This window comes from Pseudomonas oryzagri, assembly GCF_020831405.1.
Taxonomy (GTDB): Bacteria; Pseudomonadota; Gammaproteobacteria; order Pseudomonadales; family Pseudomonadaceae; genus Geopseudomonas; species Geopseudomonas oryzagri.
The window spans coordinates 21,830-45,771 of the sequence record NZ_JAJHPU010000034.1 but is presented as its reverse complement, the minus strand read 5'-3'; the positions used below and the strand labels follow the sequence as shown (position 1 = coordinate 45,771).

The following is a 23,942-nucleotide window of genomic DNA, read 5'->3' as shown; positions in this document are numbered from 1 at the left end:
ACCATGTCCGACGCGATCCACCTGTTCGGCATTCGCCACCACGGCCCCGGCTGCGCGCGCAGCCTGCTGCAGGCCCTGCAGGCGCTGCAGCCCGACTGCCTGCTGATCGAGGGACCAGCGGACGCCGAAGCGATACTGCCGTTCGTGCTGCACGAGGAACTGCAGCCGCCCGTGGCGCTGCTGCTGCATGCCGAAGACGACCCGCGGCAGGCCTCGTTCTACCCGTTCGCCGAATTCTCCCCGGAGTGGCAGGCCCTGCGCTTCGCCCGGGAGCGAGGGATCGAAACCCGCTTCATCGATCTGCCGGCCGCCCACCAGTTCGCCCTGGAACAGGCCTGGCGCGAAGAGGACGCGGCGGCGGCCCCTGAAGCAGCGGCCGCAACACCCGAGAGCGACGCCGGGCTGAGCGGCGACCCGCTGGGCTGGCTGGGGCAGGCCGCGGGCTACGCGGACGGCGAAGCCTGGTGGAACCACATGGTCGAGGAGCGTTGCGACGGCCAGCAGCTGTTCGCCGCCATCGCCGAGGCCATGCAGGCCCTGCGCGAGCAGGCCCCGGCCGAGCGTTCGCCGCGCCGGGCCCGGCGGGAAGCCCTGCGCGAAGCGCACATGCGCAAGTGCCTGCGTCAGGCGCTCAAGGACGGTTACCAACGCATTGCCGTGGTCTGCGGCGCCTGGCACGTGCCGGCGCTGGCCAGCCTGCCGGCGGCCAAGGTCGACAACGAGCTGCTCAAGGGGCTGCCCAAGACCCGGGTGGCAGCCACCTGGGCACCCTGGACCTACCGCAATCTGTGCAGCGCCAGCGGCTACGGGGCGGGGGTCGATGCACCCGCCTGGTATGCGCACCTCTGGCGCAATCCCGAGCCCGGGCAACGCGCCGTCACCTGGCTGGCGCGGGCGGCAGGACTGTTCCGCGCGGAGGGGCTGGACTGCTCCTCGGCCCAGATCATCGAGGCCACCCGCCTGGCCGAAGGCCTCGCCGCCCTGCGCGAACGCCCTGCCCCCGGCCTGGAAGAACTCTGCGAAGCCCTGCAGACCACGGTATGCATGGGCGATGCCGCCCCCATGCGGCTGATTCGCGACCGCCTGATCGTCGGCGATCGCCTGGGCACGGTACCGGCCGACGTACCGGCCGTACCGCTGCAGCGCGACCTCGAGCAGCAGCAGAAGAGCCTGCGCCTGAAGCCCCAGGCGGCGCAGAAAACGCTCGATCTGGACCTGCGCGAGCCGGGCGGACTGGCCCGCAGCCATCTGCTGCATCGCCTGAACCTGCTCGGCATTCGCTGGGGCGAACAGACCCGCGGCGTGGTGTCGAGCAAAGGCACCTTCCATGAGGTCTGGTCGCTGCAGTGGCAACCCGAGCTGGCCGTGGCGGTGATCGAAGCCAGCCAGTGGGGCAGCACCGTCGAATCGGCTGCCACGGCCCGTGCGGTAGCCAGGGCCAGGAGCAGCGAATCGCTGGCGGAGCTGTCGGAGCTGGTGGACGACGTGTTGCTGGCCAATCTGCCGCAGGCGGTGGCGCCGGTCACTCGCGCGCTCGAGGATCTCGCCTCGCTGGCCACCGATGTCACCCAGTTGCTCGACGCGGTCCCGGCGCTGACCCGCATCGCGCGCTATGGCAACGTGCGCCAGACCGATACCGGCATGGTCCGTCACGTGCTCGATGGCCTGATCACCCGTGCGGCCATCGGTCTTTCCGCCGCCTGCGCCGCGCTGCACGAAGATGCCGCCAGCGCCATGCGCGAGCGCATCCGCGCCGCCGACGCCGCCATTCGCCTGCTTGACGACCCGGCGCGCAGCCAGGACTGGCAGCAGGCTCTGGGCCGGATCGCCGCCTTCGGCGCCAGCCACGGGCTGATCTGCGGACAAGCGGCGCGCCTGCTGTTCGATGCCGACGCCGAGGATCTCGACGCCTGCGCCGTGCGCATGAACCTGGCCCTGTCGCGCAGCGTGGAGCCCGCCGCGGCCGCCGCCTGGCTGGAAGGCTTCCTCGACCAGAGCGCGCTAATCCTGATGCACGATCCGCGCCTGTGGTCGATGGTGGACGGCTGGCTCGCCGCACTCAGCGACGACCACTTCGAGCGCATCGTGGCGCTGCTGCGGCGCACCTTCAGCACCTTCTCGGCGGCCGAACGCCGGGAACTGGGCGAGCGTGCCCGCCGCCCGGCGGCGGCGACCGTCGCCGCGCCGGCGGCGACCCGCTGGGATCCGCAGCGCGCTGCCCTGCCGCTGCCACTGCTGGCTCGACTGCTGGGCCTGAGCAATGATGGAGCGTTCTCGTGACCGACCACAACGACTCTCAGCTGGACGCCGCGCAGCGCGTTCGTCTCCGCCGCTGGCGCCTGGTGCTCGGCGAAGCGGCGGCGGAAAGCCTCGGCGATTGCGGCCTGGACAAGGCCCAGCAGGAAATCGATGCCGCCCTGACGGCACTCTACGACCCCGACGGGCCGGGTGGCCTGCGCCGTGGCGGCAGCGGCAAGTCGTCGCCGAAGGTCGCGCGCTGGCTGGGCGACATCCGCAAGTACTTCCCCAGTCAGGTCGTCCAGGTGATGCAGAAGGACGCCCTGGAGCGCCTGAACCTCAAGAGCATGCTGCTGCAACCCGAGATGCTGGAGTCGGTCCAGCCGGACGTGCATCTGGTGGCATCGCTGGTGTCCCTGTCCGGGGTAATCCCGGCGGAAACCAGGGACACCGCCCGGCAAGTGGTGCGCAAGGTGGTCGACGAGCTGATCAAGCGCCTCGAAGAGCCGATGCGCAGCGCCGTGAGTGGAGCGCTGAACCGGGCGGTACGCAACAACCGGCCCCGCCATGCCGAGATCGACTGGAACCGCACCATCCGCGCCAACCTGCGCCACTGGCAGGAGGACTACCGCACCATCGTGCCGCAGACCCTGGTCGGCTATGGTCGCAAGGCGCAGCGCAGTCAGCGCGACATCATCCTGTGCATCGACCAGAGCGGTTCGATGGCGGCGTCGGTGGTCTATTCGAGCATCTTCGGCGCGGTCATGGCGTCCTTGCCGGCGGTGAAGACCCACCTGGTGGTCTTCGATACCGCGGTGGTGGACATGACCGAGCAGCTGGACGATCCGGTGGATCTGCTGTTCGGCGTGCAACTGGGCGGCGGCACCGATATCAACCGCGCCGTCGGCTATTGCCAGGGGCTGATCCGCGAGCCGCGCAACACCATCCTGGTGCTGATCTCCGACCTCTACGAAGGCGGCGTGGAGAAGAACCTGCTGCAGCGTGCCGCCGAGCTGGTGGAGTCGGGTGTGCAGGTCATCGCCCTGCTGGCGCTCAGCGACGAGGGCCGGCCGTTCTACGATGCCGAGCTTGCCGCCAAGCTGGCCGCGCTGGGCGTGCCGTCCTTCGCCTGCAGTCCCGACCAGTTTCCCGCCCTGATGGCGGCGGCGATTCGCAAGGAGGACATCGGCCTGTGGGCGGCGCAGCAAGGCATCGCGACGGCCCGCGCCAAGGGCTGATAGCGGCCCGCTCGCCCTCGCGCTGCCGATCAGGCGCCGATTCGGGTTTCTGCGTCTGCCAATGATTGGTTGCCTCCCGGCCTCTTGCCGGAGACGCGCGCGGGTCGGAAACGTGCAAACACCTGCAGAAACCGCCCCCAGGCGCCAAGCCCCTGCCAGACGCGCAAACGAAAATGCCGCTCCCATCGGGAACGGCATCTTTTCGTCTGCGGGCAACCGCCCGCCGTCAGGGCTCGCAGGCCGAAAGCCGGCTCAAGTCTCGCCGCGTACCGCAGGCACGAACGGCTGCGGCCAGTTGAGCAGCTGGCTCGCCCGGGCCAGCTGGCCGCTGACCATCTCCAGCGCCTCGCTGCCGCGTTCGCCACCGAGCACCTCACGGATCAGGTGGTGCGCCTGGTCCACCAGTTCGGCGATGGCGATGCGCTCCTGCGCACGCCACTCCAGCTCCAGCGCCCGTTCCGCGGGCGTCGGGCTGCGCTCGCCAGCGCACTGGCCGCAGCATTCGTGCTGATCGTCTGGATTCACCGTGGTCTTGCAGTTCATTCGAAGTCCCTCTCCGTCGTGGCTCGCCATCGAGCCCAATCGCCCGCACAGTGTCGCTCGCGACGGCGCGGTGGCCGTTGACCGGCTTAACACTTCGCCCACCCGACCAGGCCCGGAACCTTGATCCAGAGCAAGCCCGCGGCTCGGCCGGCGAGCGCCCGCGCTACTCGCGCCGATCCACGCGCCGGAACACCTGCGCCTCGTACTTCGGATACAGGTGGCTGACGCTGCGGACCAGCTCGTAGCGGGTCAGGCTGATGGTCGCGAAGCGCTCGGGGATCGGCGTGTTCATCGCCTCGTTCATGTCCTTGCCGGCGGCCACCGCCTCGCGCAGCAGGCCGTCGAGCCAGCCGAGGTAGTCGCGCATCTGCGCGAACGGCTCGCGCCCCGTGGCGACCGGGCCGTGGCCGGGGACCAGCAGGGTGTAGGGCAGCTTTTCCAGCTCGGCCAGATCCGCCAGCCAGACGTCCAGGCCAGGCGTCTGCGGGGTGGTCAGGGCGCGCTGGTAGAACACCAGATCGCTGGCGAACAGTACGCCGGTGGTCTCGTCGAAGATCGCCAGGTCGGCGCCGGTATGCCCGCGCAAGGCCAGCAGCCGCAGGCGATGGCCGCCGATCTCGCGCACGCCGGGCTCCAGCGTCTGGGTCGGCAGCAGCACCTCGGTGCCGCGCATCCAGTCGCCCAGCAGGCGGTACATGTTGTCGGCGAACGCCGCGCCCTGCGCGGCGAGCAGTTCGCGGGTGCCGGCCAGCGACGCGATCGGCACGTCGGCGAAGGCCTGGTTGCCGAACACGTGGTCGGGATGGTGGTGGGTGTTGATCACCAGGGCGATGGGCCGCGCGGTGATCCGGCCGATGGCGGCGCGCAGCGCCTCGCCGTAGCGCCGCGAGATGCCGGTATCGATCAGCACCACGCCCGCTTCGGTGACGATGAAGGCGACGTTGACGATCTCGCCGCCGTTGTCCGCGGCGAAGTTCTCGGTGCTGCCTTCCACCAGCCAGGTGTCCGTGGCGATCTGCCGCGGCTGGAGGTCGTAGGCCAGCTCGCCCGCCGCCAGCGGCAGGCTGAGGAAGATCGCCACAAGCATGCAGCACAGACGCATGGTGCCTCCTTTCGCGCTACGGCGCGGCGCCGGCGGGCTCAGAACGCCGCTTCGAATTCGTTGCCGTTGTTGTCGCGCAGCCACAGCTGCTGGCCGGCGTCCCGGCCGTCCAGCTGCAGGGTCAGGGTGGGGTTTTCGCTGACCGAGGGGTGCAGCTCCAGGCTGGCCAGCACCGCCCCGTCGCCGCCGCGCAGCTCGGCGCGCTCGATGAAGAATTCGGGGACGCCCGCGGTCAGGCCGTTGTCCATCGGGTGGGCGATGCGCAGGCGCAGGCGGCTGCCGTCGCCCTGGGCGAAGCGCGCGCCGAACACCTCGCCCAAGTGTTCCTCCCAACCCTCCTGGGCGCGCACCGCGCTGGGCGCCGTGCAGCCGCCGCCGGCGGCGTCGATGCGCGTCGAGCCGACGTGCCAGGCGCCGTCGCGGGTGAGTACCGCAGCGCGGATCGGCGTGGCCTGCTCGACGCGGATGTTCAGGGCGATGCGCGGCGCCACCGGGCCGGTGGGGAAGAAGGTGAATATGTGCGGGATCGGATTGAGTTCGGCCCAGGCGACGATGCGCACCACCTCCTGGCCCAGGGCGGTGGCGTCGATGGTCACCGGCACCTGGCGCGAGTCCTCGGCGAACGGCGGTGCGCTGAGCACCACGCGGTCGTCGAACTCGTAGGGCGCCTCGCCGAGGAAGCGCGTCTGGTGGAAGCTCCACATCGGCGACTGCAGCGGATCGGCGTCGCCGGCCCACGCCGAGTTGCTCAACAGCAGCCAGCCGAGGGCCAGGCCCATGCTACGGATCGTCATGCCTTGCCTCCTGCACCTGTCGGCCCCGCTGATGGCACCCGAACTCCGGCGATCCGGCGCGCGGCGCGTTCCCGCCGACGCTGCCAGGCGAGCGCATGGCCGCGCTCACGGACAGCACGGGGCGGACCGTCGCCTCACTCGCCGGTGCGGCCCTGCGCCTGCACCTCGCCCTCGTACAGCTCGGGCACCTCGTAGCGCAGGCCGTAGTTGGCGTAGATCTTCGCCAACTCGCCGGAACCGATCAGCTCGATCAGGCTGCTCTCCAGCGCGTAGGCCAGCTGGCGATTGCTCTCGTGCACCGCCATGCCGATCTCCCATTGCTGGCGCCCCATCTCCGGGTAGGCGTTTTCCGCCGCCTTGAGCTGCGGGTCATTGGCCTCGTGGAGCATCCAGTCGATCTCGCCGCGCATGGCCATCACCGCGTCCACCTTGCCCTCGCGCATGGCGGCGAAGGCCAGCGGCGGATTGGCGTAGTGGTGGGTGTTGCGGCTCATCCGCCCACCGAACACCGAGCTCATGTAGAACGAGGGCACGCTCTCCACCTCGACGCCGATCGGGTGGTAGGCGAACACCGCGACACTGGGCACTTCCTTGAGACGACGGGTGTCGTGGGCCACCTGCCAGCGTTCGTTCTGGTAGGGGCCGAACATCACCACCAGCTCGTTGACCAGCTCGCCCAGCTCGTTGCGCTTTTGCGAGTAGTTGCGGTCGTAGGGCACCCGCAGCATCACGTCGGCGAGTTCCTCGGGACGCAGGTAGTGACCTTTCCAGATGAAGTTGCGCAGGTCGTCGTCGAGCTTTTCGCCCGCCGCCACCCACATCAGCTCCAGCTTGAGGCCCTGGCCGTCGGCCAGCTTCTGCGCCAGTTCGACGTCCACGCCGCGCGCCTTGCCGTCCTGCTGGAAGCTGTAGGGCGGGAAGTTCTCGTACACCGCCACCTTGAGCACCCCGGAGGCGACGATGTCGTCGAACGGCCGGACCTGCGCCTGCGCGCCCTGGACGAGCAGCAGCAGGCTGGCGAACACCAGGGCGATCAGGCGCATGGCGGCTTACTCCTCGATGGCGACGCTTTCCAGGTAGCTGCGGATGGCCCATAGGGCTTCCTGGCTCAGGTAGTCGGCCATCTTCGGCATGTACACGCGACCGTCACGCACCGCGCCGTTGATCACGCGCTCCTTGAACCACTCGTCACCCTCGATGCCGGCATCGAGCTTGCGCAGGTCGGGAGCGATACCGCCGGAGATGGCGTCCAGACCGTGGCAGCGTGCGCAGTTCTGGGTGTAGGCCGATTTGCCGATTTCCACGGCATGGGCATTCTTCTCGTAGGGCGCGCGGTAGGGGTTCTCGTCACGCCATTCGGTACCGAGCTGCTCGAGGCCTTCGGTGTTCACCGCCTGCGGGGTGACGTCACCATGAGCCATTACCTGGGAAGCGGCGCCGAGGGCCAGGGTAGCCAGCAGGGCGTGCAGGAATTTCTTGTTGTTCATGATGGGAACCTCGTTTCGATGCGGTGCAAGGCGATGCACTCCGGGACGTGAGTGCGTTGATGGAATATTAGGGAGACAGGGGCCAGCGCCAGTATTCTGCTTTGGTGCCCGCACCCTCCTCCCTTGGTAGGAGATGCCCGCGGAGGCCTGTCGACCGCCCTCCGACCCCATGAACAAACCCTTGTTTCGAAAGGGATTTTTTCCCGGACTCAGCGGGAAGGCTTCCCTATCGCGGCACATCGCCGGCGGACCACCATCGGGCCGAGCGGCTGCTCCCGCAGCCATCCACCACCGATCAGGGATACCGCCCCCATGACAACAAGAACCCTCCTGCCCTCCACTCCCCGCCCGCTCGGACGCGTCATCCACGGCCTGGTGCTGGCCGCCGGCCTCGGCCTCGGCCTGCCGGCGCTGGCCAAGCCGGTCAGCTGGGAAGACATCGCCAACGACCACCTCAGCACCCAGGACGTGCTGCAATACGGCATGGGCACCAGCGCCCAGCGCTACAGCCCGCTGGCCCAGGTCAACGTGGACAACGTGTTCAAGCTGACCCCGGCCTGGTCCTACTCCTTCGGCGACGAGAAGCAGCGCGGCCAGGAATCCCAGGCCATCGTCCACGACGGAGTGATCTACGTCACCGGCTCCTATTCGCGGGTGTTCGCCATCGACGCCAGGACCGGCAAGCGCAAGTGGACCTACAGCCACCGCCTGCCCGACGACATCCGCCCGTGCTGCGACGTGGTCAACCGCGGCGCCGCCATCTATGGCGACAAGATCTACTTCGGCACCCTCGACGCCGCGGTGGTCGCGCTGAACAAGGACACCGGCAAGGTGGTGTGGAAGAAGAAGTTCGCCGAGCACGGCGCCGGCTACACCATGACCGGCGCGCCGACCATCGTGAAGGACGGCAAGACCGGCAAGGTACTGCTGATCCACGGCAGCTCCGGCGACGAGTTCGGCGTGGTCGGCCAGCTGTTCGCCCGCGACCCGGACACCGGCGAGGAGGTGTGGATGCGCCCGTTCGTCGAGGGCCACATGGGCCGCCTCAACGGCAAGGACAGCACGCCGACCGGCGACGTCAAGGCGCCGTCCTGGCCGGACGACAAGAACCACCCGACCGGCAAGAAGGAAGCCTGGAGCCACGGCGGCGGCGCGCCCTGGCAGAGCGCCAGCTTCGACCCGGCAACCAACACCATCATCGTCGGCGCCGGCAACCCGGCGCCGTGGAACGGCTGGGCGCGCACCAGCGATGGCGGCGATCCGAAGGACTACGACAGCCTGTACACCTCCGGCCAGGTCGGCGTCGACCCCAGCACCGGCGAAGTGAAGTGGTTCTACCAGCACACCCCCAACGACGCCTGGGACTTCTCCGGCAACAACGAGCTGGTGCTGTTCGACTACCAGGACAAGTCCGGCAAGACCGTCAAGGCCACCGCCCACGCCGACCGCAACGGCTTCTTCTATGTGGTGGATCGCGCCAACGGCAAGCTGCAGAACGCCTTCCCGTTCGTCGACAACATCACCTGGGCCAGCCACATCGACCTCAAGACCGGCCGCCCGGTGGAGAACCCGGGCCAGCGTCCGCCCAAGCCGGAAGCCGGCGAGAAGCACGGCAAGAGCGTCGAGGTCTCGCCGCCGTTCCTCGGCGGCAAGAACTGGAACCCGATGGCCTACAGCCAGGACACCGGCCTGTTCTACGTGCCGGCCAACCACTGGAAGGAGGACTACTGGACCGAGGAGGTCGCCTACAAGAAGGGCTCCGCCTACCTCGGCCAGGGCTTCCGCATCAAGCGCATGTACGACGACCACGTCGGCATCCTGCGCGCGATGGACCCGACCACCGGCAAGGTGGCCTGGGAGCACAAGGAAAAGCTGCCGCTGTGGGCCGGCGTGCTGGCCACCAAGGGCGGCCTGGTGTTCACCGGCACCGGCGACGGCCTGTTCAAGGCCTTCGACGCCAAGACCGGCAAGGAGCTCTGGCAGTTCAACGTCGGCACCGGGATCATCTCGCCGCCGATCACCTGGGAGCAGGACGGCGAGCAGTACATCGGCGTGACCGCCGGCTACGGCGGCGCGGTGCCGCTGTGGGGCGGCGACATGGCCGAGCTGACCAAGCCGGTGGCCCAGGGCGGCTCGTTCTGGGTGTTCAAGCTGCCCAGCTGGGATGCCAAGACCGCCCAGCGCTGAGCTGATGGCGCCCGCTCACCGCCTGCACCTGTCGGCCATCGCGCAGGCCCGGTGAGCGGCGCCGCCACCGGGCTCCCCTCCGCGGCCCGGTTCCTTGCGGAGGCGCCAGCGCCTCCGCCTTTTTTGTCCCGCACCGCCGCTGCGCCATGCCCCCTGCGCACCGCATCCCTTTCCCCGGTGCGCCCGGCGCACCCTACAGGAATGCCGCCATGCCTCGACTCCTGCTCCCGCTCCTGCCTCTCGCCCTGCTGCTGAGCGCACCCCTCGCCCAGGCCGACGACGACGGCGCCCCCCTTATCAATGGCTGCCGCCTGCAAGCCGACAGCCGCTGTCCGGGTGCCGATCTGCGCGGCGCCGACCTGCGCCACCTCGATCTGCGCCGTATCGATCTCTCCGGCGCCGACCTCACCGGCGCCGACCTGCGCCACGCCCGGCTGGATCTGGCCAACCTGGAGAAGGCCAAACTGGCCGGGGCCGACCTGACCCGCGCCAGCCTGCAGCAGACCAACCTGCGCCTGGCGGACTTTTCCGGCGCACGACTGGTCGCCGTCAACGGCTGGAACCTGCACGGCCAGGCCGCGCGCTTCACCGGCGCCGACCTGACCGCCGCCAACCTGGAATTCGCCCGCCTGTCCGGTGCGCGCCTGCACGAGACCAACCTGACCGCCGCCAACCTGGAGATGGCCTGGCTGAACAAGGCCGACTTCAAGGGCGCCAGCCTGCGCGACGCCAACCTGCAGGAGGCCAAGATCAACGATGCCAATCTCGAAGCCGCCGACCTCGCCGGCGCACGCCGCCACTACGCCACCTTCCAGGGCACCAACATGGAAGGCTGCAAGGAGTGTCCGCTGGATTGGGAGAAGTGAGGGCCGCGACCGACCAGCCGGCCAATCGCAGGGGGACAACTCGCGCAGCGCTTGCCCACCGAGCCGGCCCCACTTGGGCGGGTAGAAAACCGCTGCGCGGGTTTTCTACCCCACGGTCCTGTCGCGCAGCCCCACGATCTGTAGGGGCGAATTCATTCGCCAAGCAGGCCAAGGGCCTGCCCTTGCGGGCTCCGGGGGGCGCTTCGCACCCCTTGGCGAATAAATTCGCCCCTACAGCGGATCGCCGCGCCCAGGCGCCTGCGTGAGCACGCCATCCACAGACGCTCCGCGTCCGCCGGAGCCCGACTCCCGCGTGGGAGCGAGCCGTCGAGTCAGCGTCAGGCCCCCACCTGCCCCACCCGCAACAGGCCGGTGTCGATCGCCAGGTGCACCAGCTCGCTCTGGCTGCCGACCTGCAGCTTGTTCTTCAGCTGCGTCTGGTAGTTGGCCACCGTCTTGGCGCTGATGCACAGCTTGTCGGCGATCTGCCGTAGGCCGACGCCGCGGGCGAGCAGGACGAATATCTCCAGCTCGCGCTGGGTCATGCCGCCCAGCCGCGGGTCCTGGCCGTCGCCGCCGGTGCAGGCCAGCGCGGTGGCCAGGCCGTGCTCGATGTAGGTGTGCCCGGCCAGCACCTTGCGCACCGCTTCAAGCAGCACCTGCGGCGCTGCGCTCTTGGTCAGGTAGCCGCTGGCGCCGGCCTCCAGCGCCTTGCGCACCACCGGCAGCTCGTCGTGCATGCTGAAGAACAGCACGCGCAGTTGCGGCTGGCGTGCCCGCAGGCGCCGCGCGGTCTCCAGCCCGCTGATGCCGGGCAGGCCGACGTCGAGGATCACCAGCTCCGGGCAGCCCTGCGCCACCCGCTGCAGGGCCTCCTCGCCGCTGGCCGCCTCGCTCACGGTCACGCCCTCGAGCAGGGTGGCCAACAGGCTGGCGTAGCCCTGGCGCACCACCGCATGGTCGTCGACGATCAGGATGTTCATGCAGTCCACTCCCGCCATGGAATATCCACGCACAGGCGCAGGCCGCGGGGCTCGGCGCCGTGCAGTTGCAGATCCGCGCCGAGGCAGCGCGCCCGTTCGCGCATCGAGCGCAGGCCCACGCCCTCGCGCAGGTTGTTGTCCGTAAGGCCGCGCCCATCGTCGCTGACCTCCAGGCGCAGGCTGGCGCCCCGGCAGTGCAGGACCACCCGCACCCGCTGCGCGCCGGCATGCCGGGCGACGTTGGTGAGCGCCTCCTGGAGCAGGCGATAGACGTGCGCACGGGCCTCGGCGCACAGCACCGGCAGGGCGCTGTCCAGCTCCAGCTCGCAGGGCACGCCCTGGTACTGCTGCCACTGCTCGCCGAGCTGGCGTACCGCCTCGGCCAGCCCCAGGCGTTCGAGCATCACCGGGTAGAGATCGCGCACCAGGCTGCGGAAGCTCTGCTGCATCTGCTCGCTGGTGTCCAGCAGGCGCTGGCTGATCGTCTCGACCTGCTGCGGCTGCTCGCGACAGGCGCCGAGCAGGTAGAGCTGGGCGCGCATGCCGGCGAGGATCTGCCCGAGGTCGTCGTGCAGGGCGTGCGCCAGGCGGGTGCGCTCGGCCTCCTGGAGGGCCAGCAGGGCGCGGGTCAGCTCGTCGTTGGCCTGCTGCGCCTGCTGCAGGGACTGCGCCATGGCGTTGACCTGGCCGGCCAGGCGCCGCGCCTCGGGCTGGGCGCAGTCGGGCAGGCGGGTTTGCAGGGCGCCGCCGGCGATGGCCTGCAGGGCGCGCAACACCGCGTCGAGCAGGCCGAGGCCGCGGCGTACCAGCCAGCCGCTGGCGCCCAGGCACAGCAGCCAGGCCGCGGCGAACAGCGCGAGCAGTTGCAGCAGCGACTCCCAGACCTCCTCCAGCTCGTCGGCGGGGCTGACGCGGATGCTCAGGCCACGACCGTCGGCCAGCGCCACCCGATAGTGCGGCAGGTCGGCAAAGCGCCCGGCGGCCCAGCCCGCCAGCGGGTTGGCGGGCTGGGCGGGGGCGCCGGCGTCCCAGTCGAATTCGAGATGGCGCAGGTTGGCGGTCAGGCTCTCGTGGAGCAGCGATGGGTCGTCGGCCGCGCGCTGGGCGAGAAAGCGCGCCACGCTGTCGGCCGCCTGCAGCTCGCGGCGGATGTCCAGTTCGGCCTGGCGCAGCATCAGCAGCAGGCAGACCAGCAGCACGCCGACAAACAGGCCGCTGACCAGCAGGCTGGCGCGCCCCAGGGCGGAAAGCGGGGTAAACATGCTGGGGATCCCTGAAGGCTCGGAGCCTGTTCACGATCTGGCGAGCCAAGGCCAGGCAAGACCGTGGCGGCCCCGCAAAACCGGCCGAGGCGAACGACTGGCTCGCAGCCGATCGACTCGCTTCGCTCGCCCTGCGGGCCGGCCTGCGGCGGTTACTCCGCTGCGCTGCGTTTCAGCGCGGCATGGCCGACGCGCAGCTGATCGTGGACGGGCGCTCAGCGCACCACGAATACGCCGAGCATGCCCTTGCCTTCCAGGCCCTTGGCGTAGAAGCGGTACTTGCCGGGCTTGATCGGCACGAAGAAGATCTCCGCCTCGCCGGCGTCCTCGAACTCCAGCTCGTTGAGGGTGGTCGCCTTGACCTCGACGCCGCCGGCCTCGACCTTGCGCAGGTAGATGGCGCCGGCGAACTCCGGCGCCTGGAAGGCGTACTCCTTGCGCCCGCTGGCGATAATCTTCAGCTGGTAGGCCTTGCCGGTTTCCAGGCGGTACTCGGTCTGCGACAGGCTGTAGTCGCTGGCTTCCGAGCCCATCACCAGGTCGGGCAAGGCTTCGGTGCGGCGGGTCAGGTCGCCGGCGGCGTGGGCGCCATCGAAGCCGAGCATGGAGAGGATCAGCACGGCAGGCAGGGCCAGGGTTCTGAGCGGGGACATGGGCAAGGCTCCTGTACTTGTTGTTGTCGGAGTCCATGCTAAGAGCAGCATCCCGCCGCCGAATCAGTACCTTGGTACCGGTCCGGCGGTACTTTCTGCATATTTGCCTGCCCCCACTCCCTTCCTAAGCTGGCAGCAACCCCATCGGAGGCTGCCATGCGTACCCTGCTGCCCTGCCTGATCACCACCCTCGGCCTGCTCGCGGCCGGCCCGGCCAGCGCCGCGCTGGAAGTGCGCATCGGCTACCTCGGCTACACCCCGGAGCGCGGCCCGGTGCTGTCCAACGTCATCCCCGAGCCGACCGACGCCGGCCTGCGCGGCGCCGAGCTGGCCATCGAGGACAGCAACAGCACCGGGCGCTTCCTCAAGCACAGCTATCGCCTGGACAGCGTCGAGGCCGCCAGCGGCGCAGCGCTGCTGGAGCAGGCGCGCGCCCTGCACGAGTCCGGCCTGCGCCTGTTCGTGGTCAACGCCCCGGCCGACAGCCTGCGCCAGCTCGCCGCGGCCATGCCGGACAGCCTGCTGCTCAACGCCGGCAGCGCCGACGACAGCCTGCGCACTGACGCCTGCGCGCCCAACCTGCTGCACACCCTTCCCAGCCGCGCCATGCTCGCCGACGCCCTCGGCCAGTTCCTCGCCGCGCGCAAGTGGCAGCGCGCCCTGCTGATCCCCGGCCCGACCGCCGACGACCAGGCCTACGCCGACGCCCTGCGCCGCGCCGCCAGGCGCTTCGGCGTGAAGATCGTCGCCGAGAAGCCGTGGACCTTCGACAACGACCAGCGCCGCAGCGCCCAGGCCGAGATGCCGCTGTTCACCCAGACCGCCGAGTACGACGTGGTGCTGGTCGCCGACGAACGCGGCGACTTCGGCGAGTACGTGCCCTACCACACCTGGTACCCGCGCCCGGTGGCCGGCACCCAGGGCCTGACCCCGACCGGCTGGCACAAGACCGTGGAAACCTACGGCGCCGCCCAGCTGCAGAAGCGCTTCGAGGAACACGCGAAACGCTGGATGAACGACCGCGACTTCGCCGCCTGGATCGCCGTGCGCAGCATCGCCACCGCGGCGAACAAGCTGAAGAGCAGCGATCCCGCGGCGATCCGCCAGCTGGCGCTGTCCGCCGAGCTGCCGCTGGACGGCTTCAAGGGCCGCAAGCTGAGCTTCCGCGACTGGAACGGCCAGCTGCGCCAGCCGATCCCGGTGGTGCAGCCGCGCGCGCTGGTCACCACCTCGCCGCAGGACGGCTTCCTGCACCCGGTCACCGACCTCGACAGCCTGGGCTACGACCGTCCGGAAAGCCGCTGCCGCCTCGCCGAGTCCTGACCGGCCCCATCGACAACAACAAAGATCCGGAGTACTGCCCATGCGCCATCTGCTGCTCGCCGCCACCGCCGCCGGCTTCCTGCTCGCCGGCCACACGGCCGTGGCCGCCACCGCCTACGTGTCCAACGAGAAGGACAACAACCTCAGCGTGATCGATCTCGACAAGCTGGAGACGGTAGCGACCATCGACGTCGGCATGCGTCCGCGCGGCCTGGCGCTGTCCCACGACAACAAGCTGCTGTTCATCTGCGCCAGCGACTCCGACCGCGTGCAGGTGATGGACCTGGCCAGCCGCAAGATCGTCAAGGAGCTGCCCTCCGGCGCCGACCCCGAGCAGTTCGCCCTGCACCCCAACAACAAGTGGCTGTACATCTCCAACGAGGACGATGCGCTGGTCACCGTGGTCGACGTCGACAGCGAGCAGGTGCTCGGCCAGATCGACGTCGGCGTCGAGCCGGAGGGCATGGCGGTCAGCCCGGACGGCAAGTGGGCGGTGAACACCAGCGAAACCACCAGCATGCTGCACTGGATCGACACCGCCACCAACCAGCTGGTCGACAATACCCAGGTCGACCAGCGCCCGCGCCACGTCGAGTTCAGCCAGGACGGCAAGCTGCTGTGGGCCTCGGCGGAGATCGGCGGCACCGTCACCGTGGTCGACGTGGCCACCCGCCAGCCGCTGAAGACCCTCAACTTCCAGATCAAGGGCGTGCACCCGGACAAGGTGCAGCCGGTGGGGGTCAAGCTGACCGCCGACGGCAAGTACGCCTTCGTCGCCCTCGGCCCGGCCAACCACGTGGCGGTGGTGGATGCCCAGACCTACGAGGTGCTCGACTACCTGCTGGTCGGCCGCCGCGTCTGGCACATGGCCTTCACCCCCGGCGAAAAACAGTTGCTGACCACCAACGGAGTCAGCGGCGACGTGTCGGTGATCGACGTGGCCAGCCGCAAGGTGACCAAGTCGATCAAGGTCGGCCGCTACCCGTGGGGCGTGGTGGTGACGCCATGATCGGTCTCGAGGTATCCGGGGTCAGCTTCGCCTACGGAGCACGCCAGGCGCTGGTCGACCTCGACTTCGTCCTGGTGCCGGGACGCTTCAATGCGCTGCTCGGCCCCAACGGCGCCGGCAAGTCGACGCTGATCGCCCTGCTCACCCGCCTCTACGACCTGCAGAGCGGCGACATCCGCATCGGCGCCTGCTCGATCCGCGAAAAGCCGCGCCAGGCGCTGGCGCAGATCGGCGTGGTGTTCCAGCAGAGCACCCTGGATCTCGACCTCTCCGTGGAACAGAACCTGCGCTACCACGCCGCCCTGCACGGCCTGCCGCGCGCCCTGGCCGAGGAGCGCATCGCCCTGGAGCTGGCCCGCCAGCAACTCGCCGAGCGCCGCCGCGAGCCGGTGCGTGCGCTCAACGGCGGCCACCGCCGCCGGGTAGAGATCGCCCGCGCGCTGCTGCACAAGCCGCAGCTCTTGCTGCTCGACGAGGCCAGCGCCGGCCTCGACCCGGCCAGTCGCCAGGCGCTGAATGCGCACGTGCGCCGGCTGTGCGTCGAGGACGGCCTGACCGTGCTGTGGACCACCCACCTGTTCGACGAGGTGCAGGCCGACGACCCGCTGCTGATCCTCCACCGCGGCCGCCTGGTCGCCCGCGGCACAGCGGCGAGCCTGGCCGAGGCTGGCGAGGACCTGTCCGCGTCCTTCGCCCGGCTGACGGAGGTCGCCGCATGAGCTGCCGCCACCACCCGGTGAAAAATCGCTGCGCGAGTTTTCCACCCTACCACCGAGCACGCACCGCGAACTCCGCAGGGTGGAGAACGGCCGCAGGCCTTATCCACCATGCTTGCCGCGCCGCCACGAGGGCATTGCCATGACCGCCTACCTGGAGTGCCTGCGCGGCATCGTGCTGCGCGAATGGCTGCGCTTCGTCCAGCAGCGCTCGCGCTTCTTCAGCGCGCTGGTGCGTCCGCTGCTGTGGCTGCTGGTGTTCGCCGCCGGTTTCCGCGCCGCGCTGGGCATCGCCATCATCGAGCCCTACGACACCTACATCACCTACGAGACCTACATCGTCCCGGGGCTGGCCTGCATGATCCTGCTGTTCAACGGCATGCAGGGCTCGCTGTCGATGGTCTACGACCGCGAGATGGGCAGCATGCGCGTGCTTTTGATGAGTCCGCTGCCACGTCCCTTCCTGCTCGCCGCCAAGCTCGTGGCCACCAGCCTGCTGTCGCTGCTGCAAGTCTACGCTTTCCTCGCCATCGCCTGGCTGTACGGTGTGCAGCCGCCGGTCTGGGGCCTGCTCTACGCCCTGCCCGCGCTGCTGCTCGCCGGACTGATGCTGGCCGCGCTGGGCCTCTTGCTGTCCAACGGCATTCGCCAGCTGGAGAACTTCGCCGGGGTGATGAACTTCGTGATCTTCCCGCTGTTCTTCCTGTCCTCGGCGCTCTACCCGCTGTGGAAGATGCGCGAGGCCAGCGAATGGCTGTACTGGCTGTGCGCGCTCAATCCGTTCAGCCACGCGGTGGAACTGGTGCGCTTCGCCCTCTACGAACGCCTCAGCGTCACCGCCCTGCTGGTCTGCCTGGGCGTCACCGCGCTGTGCAGCGTGCTCGCCGTGCTTACCTTCAACCCGCAGCACGCCGCGCTGCGGCGCAGCGCCTGAGGCCCGCCGGGCGCCTCGCGCCCGGCAAAACTACTACTTTGGTACTGCCTTCCGCCCCCCTATCGCAGGATTCCCAAAGCACTGCGTCTGACCGATAAATAGTCGCAAATAACAAGGGATCCCCAGCCATGTCGCGCCTGCTCGCCGCCGCGCTCTGCCTGCCGCTCTTGCTGGCCCTGTTGCCTGTCCAGGCCGCCGAGGAGCAGCTGTTCTCGGCCGACGGCTATCGCCTGACCCGCTACCGCAGCCCCACGCCGCCCACGGTCGAGGGTGCGCAGACCATCGATACCGCGACCCTGCAGAAGATGCTGGCCGGCCAGCAGCCGCCGGCGCTGATCGACGTGTTCCGCCGCCCCTGGCTGCACGGCCGCTTCATCGACGACGAGACGCACGAGAACATCCCCGGCAGCCTGTGGCTGGCCAACGTCGGCGAAGGCGCCGCCGAGGCGCAGTGGCTCGCCTACTTCGCCCACTACCTCAAGCAGGCCAGCGGCGGCGACCACGCCCGCGCGCTGGTGCTCTACTGCAAGTCCGACTGCTGGCTTTCGTGGAATGCCAGCAAGCGCGCCGCGGCGCTGGGCTACACCCGCCTGTACTGGTACCGTGACGGCATCGACGCCTGGCGTCAGGCCGGCCTGCCGGTGCAGACGGCCACCCCCGAGCCGCTACCCTGAGGCGCAGTCCGGGTTCGCGCCAGCCTAATCGACAAATACAAAATCCAGGTAAAGGCCATGTACAAGATCCTCATTGCCGATGACCATCCGCTGTTCCGCGAGGCCATCCACAACGTCATCGCCGACGGCTTCCCGGACAGCGAGGTGATGGAAACCTCCGACCTCGACAGCGCCCTGAGCCTGACCCAGGAGCACGACGACCTCGACCTGATCCTGCTCGACCTCAACATGCCCGGCATGCACGGCCTGAACGGCCTGATCACCCTGCGCAACGAGGCGCCGACCATTCCGGTGGTGATCGTCTCCGCCGAGGAGGACAAGCAGATCGTCCTGCAGGCCATCACCTACGGCGCGGTCGGCTTCATCACCAAGTCCTCGCCGCGCGCGCAGATGACCGAGGCCATCGAGCAGATCCTCAACGGCAACGTCTACCTGCCCTCGGACATCATCCGCGCCAGCAAGCAGACCCCGCGCCGCGCCAGCCACGAGGAGTCGGGCATCCCCCCGGAACTGCTGCAGGCGCTGACCCGCAAGCAGCTGCTGGTGCTCGAGCGCATGACCAAGGGCGAATCCAACAAGCAGATCGCCTACAACCTCGACATCGCCGAAACCACGGTGAAGGCCCACGTCTCCGCCATCCTGCGCAAGCTCGGCGTGCACAACCGCGTGCAGGCCATCCTCAGCGCCGGCGACATCGACTTCAGCGCCTACCTGCGCCGCTGAACCGCCGCTGCCACCCGCGTTTTCCCTGCCCACATGGATGTGGGTCCCCTGCCGCAACGCCCCCTCCGCCCTTCGCGCGCGACGACGAGCCGACAGCCCCCAAGCCCCCCGATGGACAAGCCTGCGTGGGCTCGAGTAGCGTTTGCCGCTATCCGCTCGCGCAAGGCAGCGGACGGCAGGGACGCGCCAGGTCCGGCAGCGAATCGCAGGGAGCCCAATGATGACTTTCCGATCCTTTGTCACGCTGGCGGTCCTCGCTGGCGCGCTATTGGTGCTGTACCGCATCCACACCGACCCGTATGGCACCCGCTTGCCCATCGGCACCAGTGATTTGGGCAGTGTGCAGGAAGCGCTGGCGAAACTGCCCGACGACGAGCGCGCGCTGGTCGAGGCCTATGCTCGACGCAGTCGCGGCGATGTCCTGCCGGTGCAATTCGCCGACCCGGACGATCCGCTGACCGCGCGCACCTTCGCCGAGGCCATCGAGCTGCAACGGGTCTGGGAAACCAAGCGCAAAGCCCAGGAGGCGCAGCTGGCCGAGCTGCGGGCGCAGCACGAGGCCCGGCTGGCGCCGCTGCGCGCCCAGGTACGGGCGAGCGTGGTCAAGGCGGAGATCGTCACCCGCAACGAATACCAGGCGCGCCGGAATCCGTACTTCTATCAGCAGCCCTATCAGGTCGACACCAGTCCGACCTTCCTGACCCGGATCCGCGTGGAGAACCTCGGCAACCAACCCATAGTGGCGCTGCGCGGCTCGCTCGAAGCCTCGGACAGTCAGGCTTATCTGTCGATGGACCTATGCTGGATCGATCTGGACAGCGACGAGGCGATTGCCGCCGGTGACTTCCTCGAGTTCTACTGCGGCCACGACTATCGCGGCGCCTCCCAGCAGCAGCGGGACTTCGTGAATCGCCCTGAGGGCCGTTTCGAGGTCAAGTGGGAGCCGCGCTACGTCAAGCTGGCCAGCGGCGTGGAGCTGAAAAGCGAGTAGCGCCCCGTGGCGGGGAGGCCGCGCGACTGCTGCTGCCGAGCGCAGAAGGGCAGTCGAGCGCAACGCAGACCACACAGCCGGGCGCTCACCGAAAGAACCAGCGCTTGCGCTCAGGGAGGCTTCCCTGTGCGCATCACCCAACCGCTCCGTCTGTCGTTCCTGCGTCGCCGCCTGCCGGGCAGCAAAGGCACCTCGACTATCCTCTTGATGAGCCCGCCCGCCAGTGACGGGCAGGCGTCGCGCCGCCATTCGGTGGCGTCCCCTGAAGCGCCTTCGTCCCGGAGCTTCGCCATGCCGACTTCCACTGCAGCCGTCCTCGAACACCACCTGGAGGCCTTCTATCAAGGCATCGACGCCATCATGGAGGACTTCACCGACGTGTCGGTGATCATCACCGCCAGCGCCACCTACCGCGGCCTGGGCGAGATACGCGCGTTCTTCTCCGCACTGCTCGACGGCCTCCCCGCCGGCTTTGACGAGGCGGTGAAGATCACCCGCCAGGAGGTCGTCGGCGAGGTCGCCTTCCTGGTCTGGGAAGCCAGGCCCTGGTTTCCGTTCTGCACCGATACCTTCGTGGTGCGCAACGGCAAGATCGCCTATCAGACCTTCGCCGCAGCCGGCGCGGCCTGACCATCGCGGCGCCCGCAGAACGGCCATGGGAGCCGAGCCATGAAAGTGATCGTCGACATCGACGTCCCGGAGCTCGCGCCGGCGATCGACTTCTACTGCAGCGCGCTGGGCCTGCAGCTCAGCCGCCTCCTCGACACGGATGTCGCGGAACTTGCCGGGGCGAGCTGCACAATCTATCTGCTGCGCCACGCCGCCGGCTCGCGCCCCGTGCATGCGCTCGCGCTGCAGCGCCAGTACTCCCGGCACTGGACGCCCGTGCACCTGGACCTCGTGGTGGACGACCTGGCCGCCGCCACGCGCCGCGCCCTGGCGGCCGGGGCCGTGCAGGAAAGCGCCTGCGTCGAATGGCGCGGGTCGAAATGCATCAGCTTCGCCGATCCCTTCGGCCACGGCTTCTGCCTGATCGAGTTCGCCGGGGAAAGCTATACCGCCGACGACGCCTGAGCCCGCCGACACCCGCAATGCTGCGCAAGCCGTGCGGCCGGCCGCGGCGCAAGCCCCGTTGCGTCGGCCGGCTGCCGAGCTGTGCTGGACGCTCAGTCCGCCGCGAAGCAGTAGAGCAGGCCCGCCCCGCCGGACGAGGCCAGCGCATCCACACCGCAACCGCCGCGCGAGGAGTGCGAGGAGTTCCACGAATGCGCCGCCGCGCTGTCGTCGCGGCCCACGCGGTCGTGGTGGCCGACCATCGCCGCGCCGGTGGTGCTGCTGGTCCAGTTGCCGCAGGTCTGGTCCTCGGTGCCGGCGAAGGCGGTGCCGTCGGGCTGCGAGCCGGTGAGGATGTCGTGCATGTTGGGATTGTCGCCGCGGCCCTTGACCGGCATGCCGCGCTCGTCCAGTGCGGTCTCCTTGGTGAGCAGGTTGTCGCCGTGCAACTGGTCGACGTCCTGGGCGATCAGCGCGCCCTTGGCGTTGTGCCAGGGCCCCTTGCCGATGCGCTCGCGGGCATTCACCGCCGCCTGGCCGTCGCGGGCGCTGGTGCTGAGGTAGGCGCGCCAGGTGTGGCCGCCGGCCCCGGCGGCGGTGGCGAGCTTCTGGCAATGGGCATCGGCGCCGGCCAGGCCACCGAGGTCGGCGCCCTTGCCCATGCCGACGCTGGTGACGAAGAAGGTCATGCCGGGCTGGGCGACGGCGCTGCAGCTGAACGCCAGGGCGGCCAGCGCCAGAGCACGCTTGAGGGGAGTGGGGAACATGGGCGGCTTCTCCTGTGGACGAGTGCACCGTCGGGAGACGGAGAACGGGTGGCCCATTCAGCCTAGTCGAGCGCGCCGGGCCTTCCGTTCCCATTGGTCGCGCCTGCCCCCAGCCGCGGCCCCCACGTGCCCGTCCCGGCAAAACCGCGATCCCGCCATGGACGGGCGCGCCACCTTGGGGTAGCGTCATGACATCACCGTGCCCCTTTCGGACGCGCGGCAAGGGCTTGCCAAGCCTGGCTCTCCACTGCGGCGGTCGACAACGGATCGGCCGGGCGGTACGCCAGGATCGCCAAGGGCAAGGGAATGTCATGCAGCAGAGAGGACGTTCGCGCCTCCTTTGCTACCGAATGGAGTTGTCCCGCCACCATGCACGAAATTGAGCTCCGCCTCATCGCCATCGCCAAGCGCCATGCCCTGGTCGGCATGCAGGCCGCCCAGGCCCTGAACGACGAGCAAGGCAAACTTCAGCTCGAGCGGGTACTGTCCCAGGAGCGCCTGGCCAGCGTCGCCGGAACGGCGCAATCCCGGGCGACCCTCGAGCAACTGGGCGAATTCATGCATATGCACAAGGCCGCGTTCGAGCACCTGGCCCTGGTCTGCAGCACCGAGCTGGCCGAGGTGCTGGCCGAGCTGCCGGCGCACCGTCAGGAGGAGTACCGCGCCGGGATCGTGGCTTCGATCAACTGGCAACTCGGCGCGCAGAGCCTGCTCTATCGCAACCGCGAACGCTGGATCGCCGCAGCCCTGGATATCTGCCAGCTCATCGACGACTGCCGACACACCGTGCTGTTCGACGACGACGGCATGGGCTTCGCCAACGATGACGACCTGGAGCGCTTCCAGGCACTGTTCGCCATCATCGAGGAGGTCCACCAGAGCGAAGTGGCGCAGCTGAGCGAGCGTCACCAGCGACTAACCGAGTCCCTGGCCATTCTGGAACAGGCCGTTCCCGCCTGATGACGCGCCGCCGGCCCCGGCTGGCGGCGGGTCGCCGATGTCCGCCAGCCCGACGGCGGTATGCGACGCTCCCGCAACACCCCCTGACCGGGCGGAGGAGGCACTCTGCAGGCTATCGGAACCTCCCCGGGCAGGACTGCGGCCGAGCACCAGGCAAGCGCACATCGGCTCACCTCACCTAGGGAGCCGACCCGACTTAAACCCCGATTACAGAGAGGAATATCCACAACCCCCAAAGCAGCACCCATACATGGACAACACGGCAAAGGGAATTTCCATGCAAAAGACCACCCCGCTCACCAGCGCAGCGATCTACAACCGCAACAACGAACTCGTCCTCGACAATGCCCAGGCAGTCCACACACTGTCCCTGCAGGACGGCCGGATAACCGCCAGCCTGAGCATCGCCTGCACCGACGACAATCTCTTCGCCATTGGCGAAAGCTACTATGCATTCAGCTTCTCTGCGGAGCACGGACCGTTCCGCAGCGAACTCGTCGAATGCATCAGAAGCGGAGAAAATCCGTACTTCGAATGGACCGCGCAACTTCCGGCCGAACACGGCGAAGCCGGCGCGTCAGCACCCGCTACCGTCGGCGCCGACGAGAAGTACATCTCCATCCAGTTCACCAACTACTCCTCCCAGGCATTCCAGAGAAGCACCTGGGGCGCGAACCTGTGGGATGGCTTCAGCTGGCTGAGCACCTCGCCGGGCGACACGCTCGACGCCCACAGCGGCCAACAGGCAATTGCCGCCAGCCAGAATTTCGATGCCTTTATCGCCTTCAACTCCGGCATCTGGCTGTGCTGGGCCGGAAGAGGAACGAACTTCGGCGTATGGGTGCACTTCAACTACCAGATCCTGGGCCTGGGCGACGCCCCGGTCTGGTACGTGAGCACCGATGGCGGTGAATGGACGCTGGCAGGCAAGATCCCCGCCGAACCCTACACCTGGGACGCCGCAAAAGTTGGCTTCAAGATCGTGGCGCGACCCACTGCAGGCCATTCGTCGCTGTTCGTGGACGTCATCATCGAAGACACAAGGAAGTAATCATGCCAGCAACATTGATCCATATCGTCGACGGCAACTGGACCGCCGAAGTGGCCAACACCAGCATCAGCTATACGTTCCAGGGCGGAAGTCTTTCCGCTCAACGTACTTCCGTCACCGAATTCGCGGGCAACCTGTTCAACCACGGCCAGCAGAACATGAATGACTTCTTCGAGACGACCGACTCCGAAGACCTGGTGGCGGAGCAACTATTTGCGAACACCGACACGCTGGTTTACCAGGAGGCCGTCATCTTCGTCGCCGAAACAAGCGGCCCTGAGGTCCCGGTGTTGATCGACTTTCTGGAAGAAGTTGGCGACGCACTTCTCGTAGCGATATAGGCATTATCGACGTAGCGCGAAAGCAGGCGGGTCGCACGCACAGTTGC

Annotated in this window: 25 protein-coding genes; 16 read left to right on the top strand and 9 right to left on the bottom strand. The window is 68.7% G+C overall.

The annotated features are described in order from the left end of the window. Window positions 1-3: 3 nt before the first annotated feature. Entirely contained in the window at window positions 4-2,280 is a 2,277-nt protein-coding gene (locus tag LMJ29_RS12100; RefSeq protein WP_229605780.1) for a DUF5682 family protein, read from the top strand. After that, on the top strand, window positions 2,277-3,476 hold the full coding sequence (locus tag LMJ29_RS21025; RefSeq protein ID WP_229605779.1) for a VWA domain-containing protein: 1,200 nt from the start codon (window positions 2,277-2,279) through the stop codon (window positions 3,474-3,476). Before LMJ29_RS12100 ends, LMJ29_RS21025 begins: the two co-directional genes overlap by 4 nt. A gap of 252 nt (window positions 3,477-3,728) precedes the next feature. On the opposite strand, the gene LMJ29_RS12090 is transcribed toward LMJ29_RS21025, so the two are convergent. The 5 genes from LMJ29_RS12090 to pedF all read right to left on the bottom strand — a co-directional run bounded on the left by LMJ29_RS12090 (window position 3,729) and on the right by pedF (window position 7,402). Then, window positions 3,729-4,019, bottom strand: a complete 291-nt coding sequence (locus tag LMJ29_RS12090; protein ID WP_229605778.1) for a hypothetical protein — start codon at window positions 4,017-4,019, stop codon at window positions 3,729-3,731. A gap of 163 nt (window positions 4,020-4,182) precedes the next feature. Then, window positions 4,183-5,121, bottom strand: a complete 939-nt coding sequence (locus tag LMJ29_RS12085; protein ID WP_229605777.1) for a quinoprotein relay system zinc metallohydrolase 1 — start codon at window positions 5,119-5,121, stop codon at window positions 4,183-4,185. 38 nt (window positions 5,122-5,159) lie between these two features. After that, entirely contained in the window at window positions 5,160-5,915 is a 756-nt protein-coding gene (locus tag LMJ29_RS12080; protein ID WP_229605776.1) for a quinoprotein dehydrogenase-associated SoxYZ-like carrier, read from the bottom strand. Between the two features lie 134 nt (window positions 5,916-6,049). Next, window positions 6,050-6,958, bottom strand: a complete 909-nt coding sequence (locus LMJ29_RS12075; protein WP_229605775.1) for a substrate-binding periplasmic protein — start codon at window positions 6,956-6,958, stop codon at window positions 6,050-6,052. 6 nt (window positions 6,959-6,964) lie between these two features. Further along, entirely contained in the window at window positions 6,965-7,402 is a 438-nt protein-coding gene (gene pedF, locus LMJ29_RS12070; protein ID WP_229605774.1) for a cytochrome c-550 PedF, read from the bottom strand. A 312-nt stretch (window positions 7,403-7,714) separates the two neighbouring features. Here pedF and exaA point away from each other — a divergent pair, with 312 nt between their 5' ends. Then, window positions 7,715-9,589 (top strand): quinoprotein ethanol dehydrogenase, encoded by a 1,875-nt coding sequence (gene exaA, locus LMJ29_RS12065; RefSeq protein ID WP_229605773.1) that lies wholly within the window; start codon window positions 7,715-7,717, stop codon window positions 9,587-9,589. Between the two features lie 209 nt (window positions 9,590-9,798). After that, window positions 9,799-10,455 (top strand): pentapeptide repeat-containing protein, encoded by a 657-nt coding sequence (locus LMJ29_RS12060; RefSeq protein WP_229605772.1) that lies wholly within the window; start codon window positions 9,799-9,801, stop codon window positions 10,453-10,455. A gap of 338 nt (window positions 10,456-10,793) precedes the next feature. Here the strand turns inward: LMJ29_RS12060 and LMJ29_RS12055 are convergent, their stop codons facing one another. From LMJ29_RS12055 to LMJ29_RS12045, 3 genes are all read right to left on the bottom strand, one after another. Continuing rightward, window positions 10,794-11,438, bottom strand: a complete 645-nt coding sequence (locus LMJ29_RS12055) for a response regulator (RefSeq protein WP_229605771.1) — start codon at window positions 11,436-11,438, stop codon at window positions 10,794-10,796. Further along, window positions 11,435-12,700: a sensor histidine kinase gene (locus tag LMJ29_RS12050; RefSeq protein WP_229605770.1), complete on the bottom strand. Its 1,266-nt coding sequence runs from the start codon at window positions 12,698-12,700 to the stop codon at window positions 11,435-11,437. The genes LMJ29_RS12055 and LMJ29_RS12050 overlap by 4 nt, the downstream gene beginning before the upstream one ends. A 215-nt stretch (window positions 12,701-12,915) precedes the next feature. Next, entirely contained in the window at window positions 12,916-13,353 is a 438-nt protein-coding gene (locus LMJ29_RS12045; RefSeq protein ID WP_136489608.1) for a cupredoxin domain-containing protein, read from the bottom strand. Between the two features lie 156 nt (window positions 13,354-13,509). Here LMJ29_RS12045 and LMJ29_RS12040 point away from each other — a divergent pair, with 156 nt between their 5' ends. The 9 genes from LMJ29_RS12040 to LMJ29_RS12000 all read left to right on the top strand — a co-directional run bounded on the left by LMJ29_RS12040 (window position 13,510) and on the right by LMJ29_RS12000 (window position 20,797). Next, window positions 13,510-14,676, top strand: a complete 1,167-nt coding sequence (locus LMJ29_RS12040) for an ABC transporter substrate-binding protein (RefSeq protein WP_229605769.1) — start codon at window positions 13,510-13,512, stop codon at window positions 14,674-14,676. A 40-nt stretch (window positions 14,677-14,716) separates the two neighbouring features. After that, a complete protein-coding gene (locus LMJ29_RS12035) occupies window positions 14,717-15,685 on the top strand; it encodes a YVTN family beta-propeller repeat protein (protein WP_229605768.1) in 969 nt (322 codons plus the stop codon). After that, window positions 15,682-16,404, top strand: a complete 723-nt coding sequence (locus LMJ29_RS12030; protein ID WP_229605767.1) for an ABC transporter ATP-binding protein — start codon at window positions 15,682-15,684, stop codon at window positions 16,402-16,404. Before LMJ29_RS12035 ends, LMJ29_RS12030 begins: the two co-directional genes overlap by 4 nt. 139 nt (window positions 16,405-16,543) lie before the next feature. Beyond that, window positions 16,544-17,335, top strand: coding sequence for an ABC transporter permease (locus tag LMJ29_RS12025; RefSeq protein WP_229605766.1), 792 nt, complete (start codon window positions 16,544-16,546; stop codon window positions 17,333-17,335). A gap of 128 nt (window positions 17,336-17,463) precedes the next feature. Continuing rightward, the gene (locus LMJ29_RS12020; protein ID WP_229605765.1) at window positions 17,464-18,009 is read left to right on the top strand and encodes a PQQ-dependent catabolism-associated CXXCW motif protein; all 546 of its coding nucleotides are present in this window, start codon (window positions 17,464-17,466) and stop codon (window positions 18,007-18,009) included. A 57-nt stretch (window positions 18,010-18,066) separates the two neighbouring features. Continuing rightward, a complete protein-coding gene (locus LMJ29_RS12015; RefSeq protein WP_229605764.1) occupies window positions 18,067-18,732 on the top strand; it encodes a response regulator transcription factor in 666 nt (221 codons plus the stop codon). Between the two features lie 220 nt (window positions 18,733-18,952). Then, window positions 18,953-19,723, top strand: coding sequence for a hypothetical protein (locus LMJ29_RS12010; protein WP_229605763.1), 771 nt, complete (start codon window positions 18,953-18,955; stop codon window positions 19,721-19,723). A 291-nt stretch (window positions 19,724-20,014) separates the two neighbouring features. Next, window positions 20,015-20,353: a nuclear transport factor 2 family protein gene (locus tag LMJ29_RS12005; RefSeq protein ID WP_229605762.1), complete on the top strand. Its 339-nt coding sequence runs from the start codon at window positions 20,015-20,017 to the stop codon at window positions 20,351-20,353. A gap of 39 nt (window positions 20,354-20,392) precedes the next feature. Beyond that, window positions 20,393-20,797 carry a VOC family protein gene (locus LMJ29_RS12000; RefSeq protein WP_229605761.1) on the top strand — a complete coding sequence of 135 codons (405 nt, stop codon included), beginning with the start codon at window positions 20,393-20,395 and terminating at the stop codon, window positions 20,795-20,797. Window positions 20,798-20,889: 92 nt separating this feature from the next. Here LMJ29_RS12000 and LMJ29_RS11995 read toward each other — a convergent pair whose 3' ends face one another. Next, the gene (locus LMJ29_RS11995) at window positions 20,890-21,543 is read right to left on the bottom strand and encodes a hypothetical protein (RefSeq protein WP_229605760.1); all 654 of its coding nucleotides are present in this window, start codon (window positions 21,541-21,543) and stop codon (window positions 20,890-20,892) included. A gap of 369 nt (window positions 21,544-21,912) precedes the next feature. Here LMJ29_RS11995 and LMJ29_RS11990 point away from each other — a divergent pair, with 369 nt between their 5' ends. The 3 genes from LMJ29_RS11990 (at window position 21,913) to LMJ29_RS11980 (ending at window position 23,895) form a co-directional block, all read left to right on the top strand. Beyond that, window positions 21,913-22,503: a hypothetical protein gene (locus LMJ29_RS11990; RefSeq protein WP_229605759.1), complete on the top strand. Its 591-nt coding sequence runs from the start codon at window positions 21,913-21,915 to the stop codon at window positions 22,501-22,503. 277 nt (window positions 22,504-22,780) lie between these two features. Then, the gene (locus LMJ29_RS11985) at window positions 22,781-23,554 is read left to right on the top strand and encodes a hypothetical protein (protein WP_229605758.1); all 774 of its coding nucleotides are present in this window, start codon (window positions 22,781-22,783) and stop codon (window positions 23,552-23,554) included. A gap of 2 nt (window positions 23,555-23,556) precedes the next feature. Next, window positions 23,557-23,895, top strand: coding sequence for a hypothetical protein (locus LMJ29_RS11980; protein WP_229605757.1), 339 nt, complete (start codon window positions 23,557-23,559; stop codon window positions 23,893-23,895). The last annotated feature ends 47 nt before the right edge of the window (window positions 23,896-23,942 follow it).

What these genes read in the sequence shown, in the direction of transcription:
- LMJ29_RS12100 (WP_229605780.1), top strand. Translation starts at nt 4, where the DNA reads ATGTCCGACGCGATCCACCTGTTCGGCATTCGCCACCACGGCCCCGGC.
- LMJ29_RS12090 (WP_229605778.1), bottom strand. Translation starts at nt 4,019, where the DNA reads ATGAACTGCAAGACCACGGTGAATCCAGACGATCAGCACGAATGCTGC.
- LMJ29_RS12085 (WP_229605777.1), bottom strand. Translation starts at nt 5,121, where the DNA reads ATGCGTCTGTGCTGCATGCTTGTGGCGATCTTCCTCAGCCTGCCGCTG.
- LMJ29_RS12080 (WP_229605776.1), bottom strand. Translation starts at nt 5,915, where the DNA reads ATGACGATCCGTAGCATGGGCCTGGCCCTCGGCTGGCTGCTGTTGAGC.
- LMJ29_RS12075 (WP_229605775.1), bottom strand. Translation starts at nt 6,958, where the DNA reads ATGCGCCTGATCGCCCTGGTGTTCGCCAGCCTGCTGCTGCTCGTCCAG.
- pedF (WP_229605774.1), bottom strand. Translation starts at nt 7,402, where the DNA reads ATGAACAACAAGAAATTCCTGCACGCCCTGCTGGCTACCCTGGCCCTC.
- exaA (WP_229605773.1), top strand. Translation starts at nt 7,715, where the DNA reads ATGACAACAAGAACCCTCCTGCCCTCCACTCCCCGCCCGCTCGGACGC.
- LMJ29_RS12060 (WP_229605772.1), top strand. Translation starts at nt 9,799, where the DNA reads ATGCCTCGACTCCTGCTCCCGCTCCTGCCTCTCGCCCTGCTGCTGAGC.
- LMJ29_RS12055 (WP_229605771.1), bottom strand. Translation starts at nt 11,438, where the DNA reads ATGAACATCCTGATCGTCGACGACCATGCGGTGGTGCGCCAGGGCTAC.
- LMJ29_RS12050 (WP_229605770.1), bottom strand. Translation starts at nt 12,700, where the DNA reads ATGTTTACCCCGCTTTCCGCCCTGGGGCGCGCCAGCCTGCTGGTCAGC.
- LMJ29_RS12045 (WP_136489608.1), bottom strand. Translation starts at nt 13,353, where the DNA reads ATGTCCCCGCTCAGAACCCTGGCCCTGCCTGCCGTGCTGATCCTCTCC.
- LMJ29_RS12040 (WP_229605769.1), top strand. Translation starts at nt 13,510, where the DNA reads ATGCGTACCCTGCTGCCCTGCCTGATCACCACCCTCGGCCTGCTCGCG.
- LMJ29_RS12035 (WP_229605768.1), top strand. Translation starts at nt 14,717, where the DNA reads ATGCGCCATCTGCTGCTCGCCGCCACCGCCGCCGGCTTCCTGCTCGCC.
- LMJ29_RS12030 (WP_229605767.1), top strand. Translation starts at nt 15,682, where the DNA reads ATGATCGGTCTCGAGGTATCCGGGGTCAGCTTCGCCTACGGAGCACGC.
- LMJ29_RS12025 (WP_229605766.1), top strand. Translation starts at nt 16,544, where the DNA reads ATGACCGCCTACCTGGAGTGCCTGCGCGGCATCGTGCTGCGCGAATGG.
- LMJ29_RS12020 (WP_229605765.1), top strand. Translation starts at nt 17,464, where the DNA reads ATGTCGCGCCTGCTCGCCGCCGCGCTCTGCCTGCCGCTCTTGCTGGCC.
- LMJ29_RS12015 (WP_229605764.1), top strand. Translation starts at nt 18,067, where the DNA reads ATGTACAAGATCCTCATTGCCGATGACCATCCGCTGTTCCGCGAGGCC.
- LMJ29_RS12010 (WP_229605763.1), top strand. Translation starts at nt 18,953, where the DNA reads ATGACTTTCCGATCCTTTGTCACGCTGGCGGTCCTCGCTGGCGCGCTA.
- LMJ29_RS12005 (WP_229605762.1), top strand. Translation starts at nt 20,015, where the DNA reads ATGCCGACTTCCACTGCAGCCGTCCTCGAACACCACCTGGAGGCCTTC.
- LMJ29_RS12000 (WP_229605761.1), top strand. Translation starts at nt 20,393, where the DNA reads ATGAAAGTGATCGTCGACATCGACGTCCCGGAGCTCGCGCCGGCGATC.
- LMJ29_RS11995 (WP_229605760.1), bottom strand. Translation starts at nt 21,543, where the DNA reads ATGTTCCCCACTCCCCTCAAGCGTGCTCTGGCGCTGGCCGCCCTGGCG.
- LMJ29_RS11990 (WP_229605759.1), top strand. Translation starts at nt 21,913, where the DNA reads ATGCACGAAATTGAGCTCCGCCTCATCGCCATCGCCAAGCGCCATGCC.
- LMJ29_RS11985 (WP_229605758.1), top strand. Translation starts at nt 22,781, where the DNA reads ATGCAAAAGACCACCCCGCTCACCAGCGCAGCGATCTACAACCGCAAC.
- LMJ29_RS11980 (WP_229605757.1), top strand. Translation starts at nt 23,557, where the DNA reads ATGCCAGCAACATTGATCCATATCGTCGACGGCAACTGGACCGCCGAA.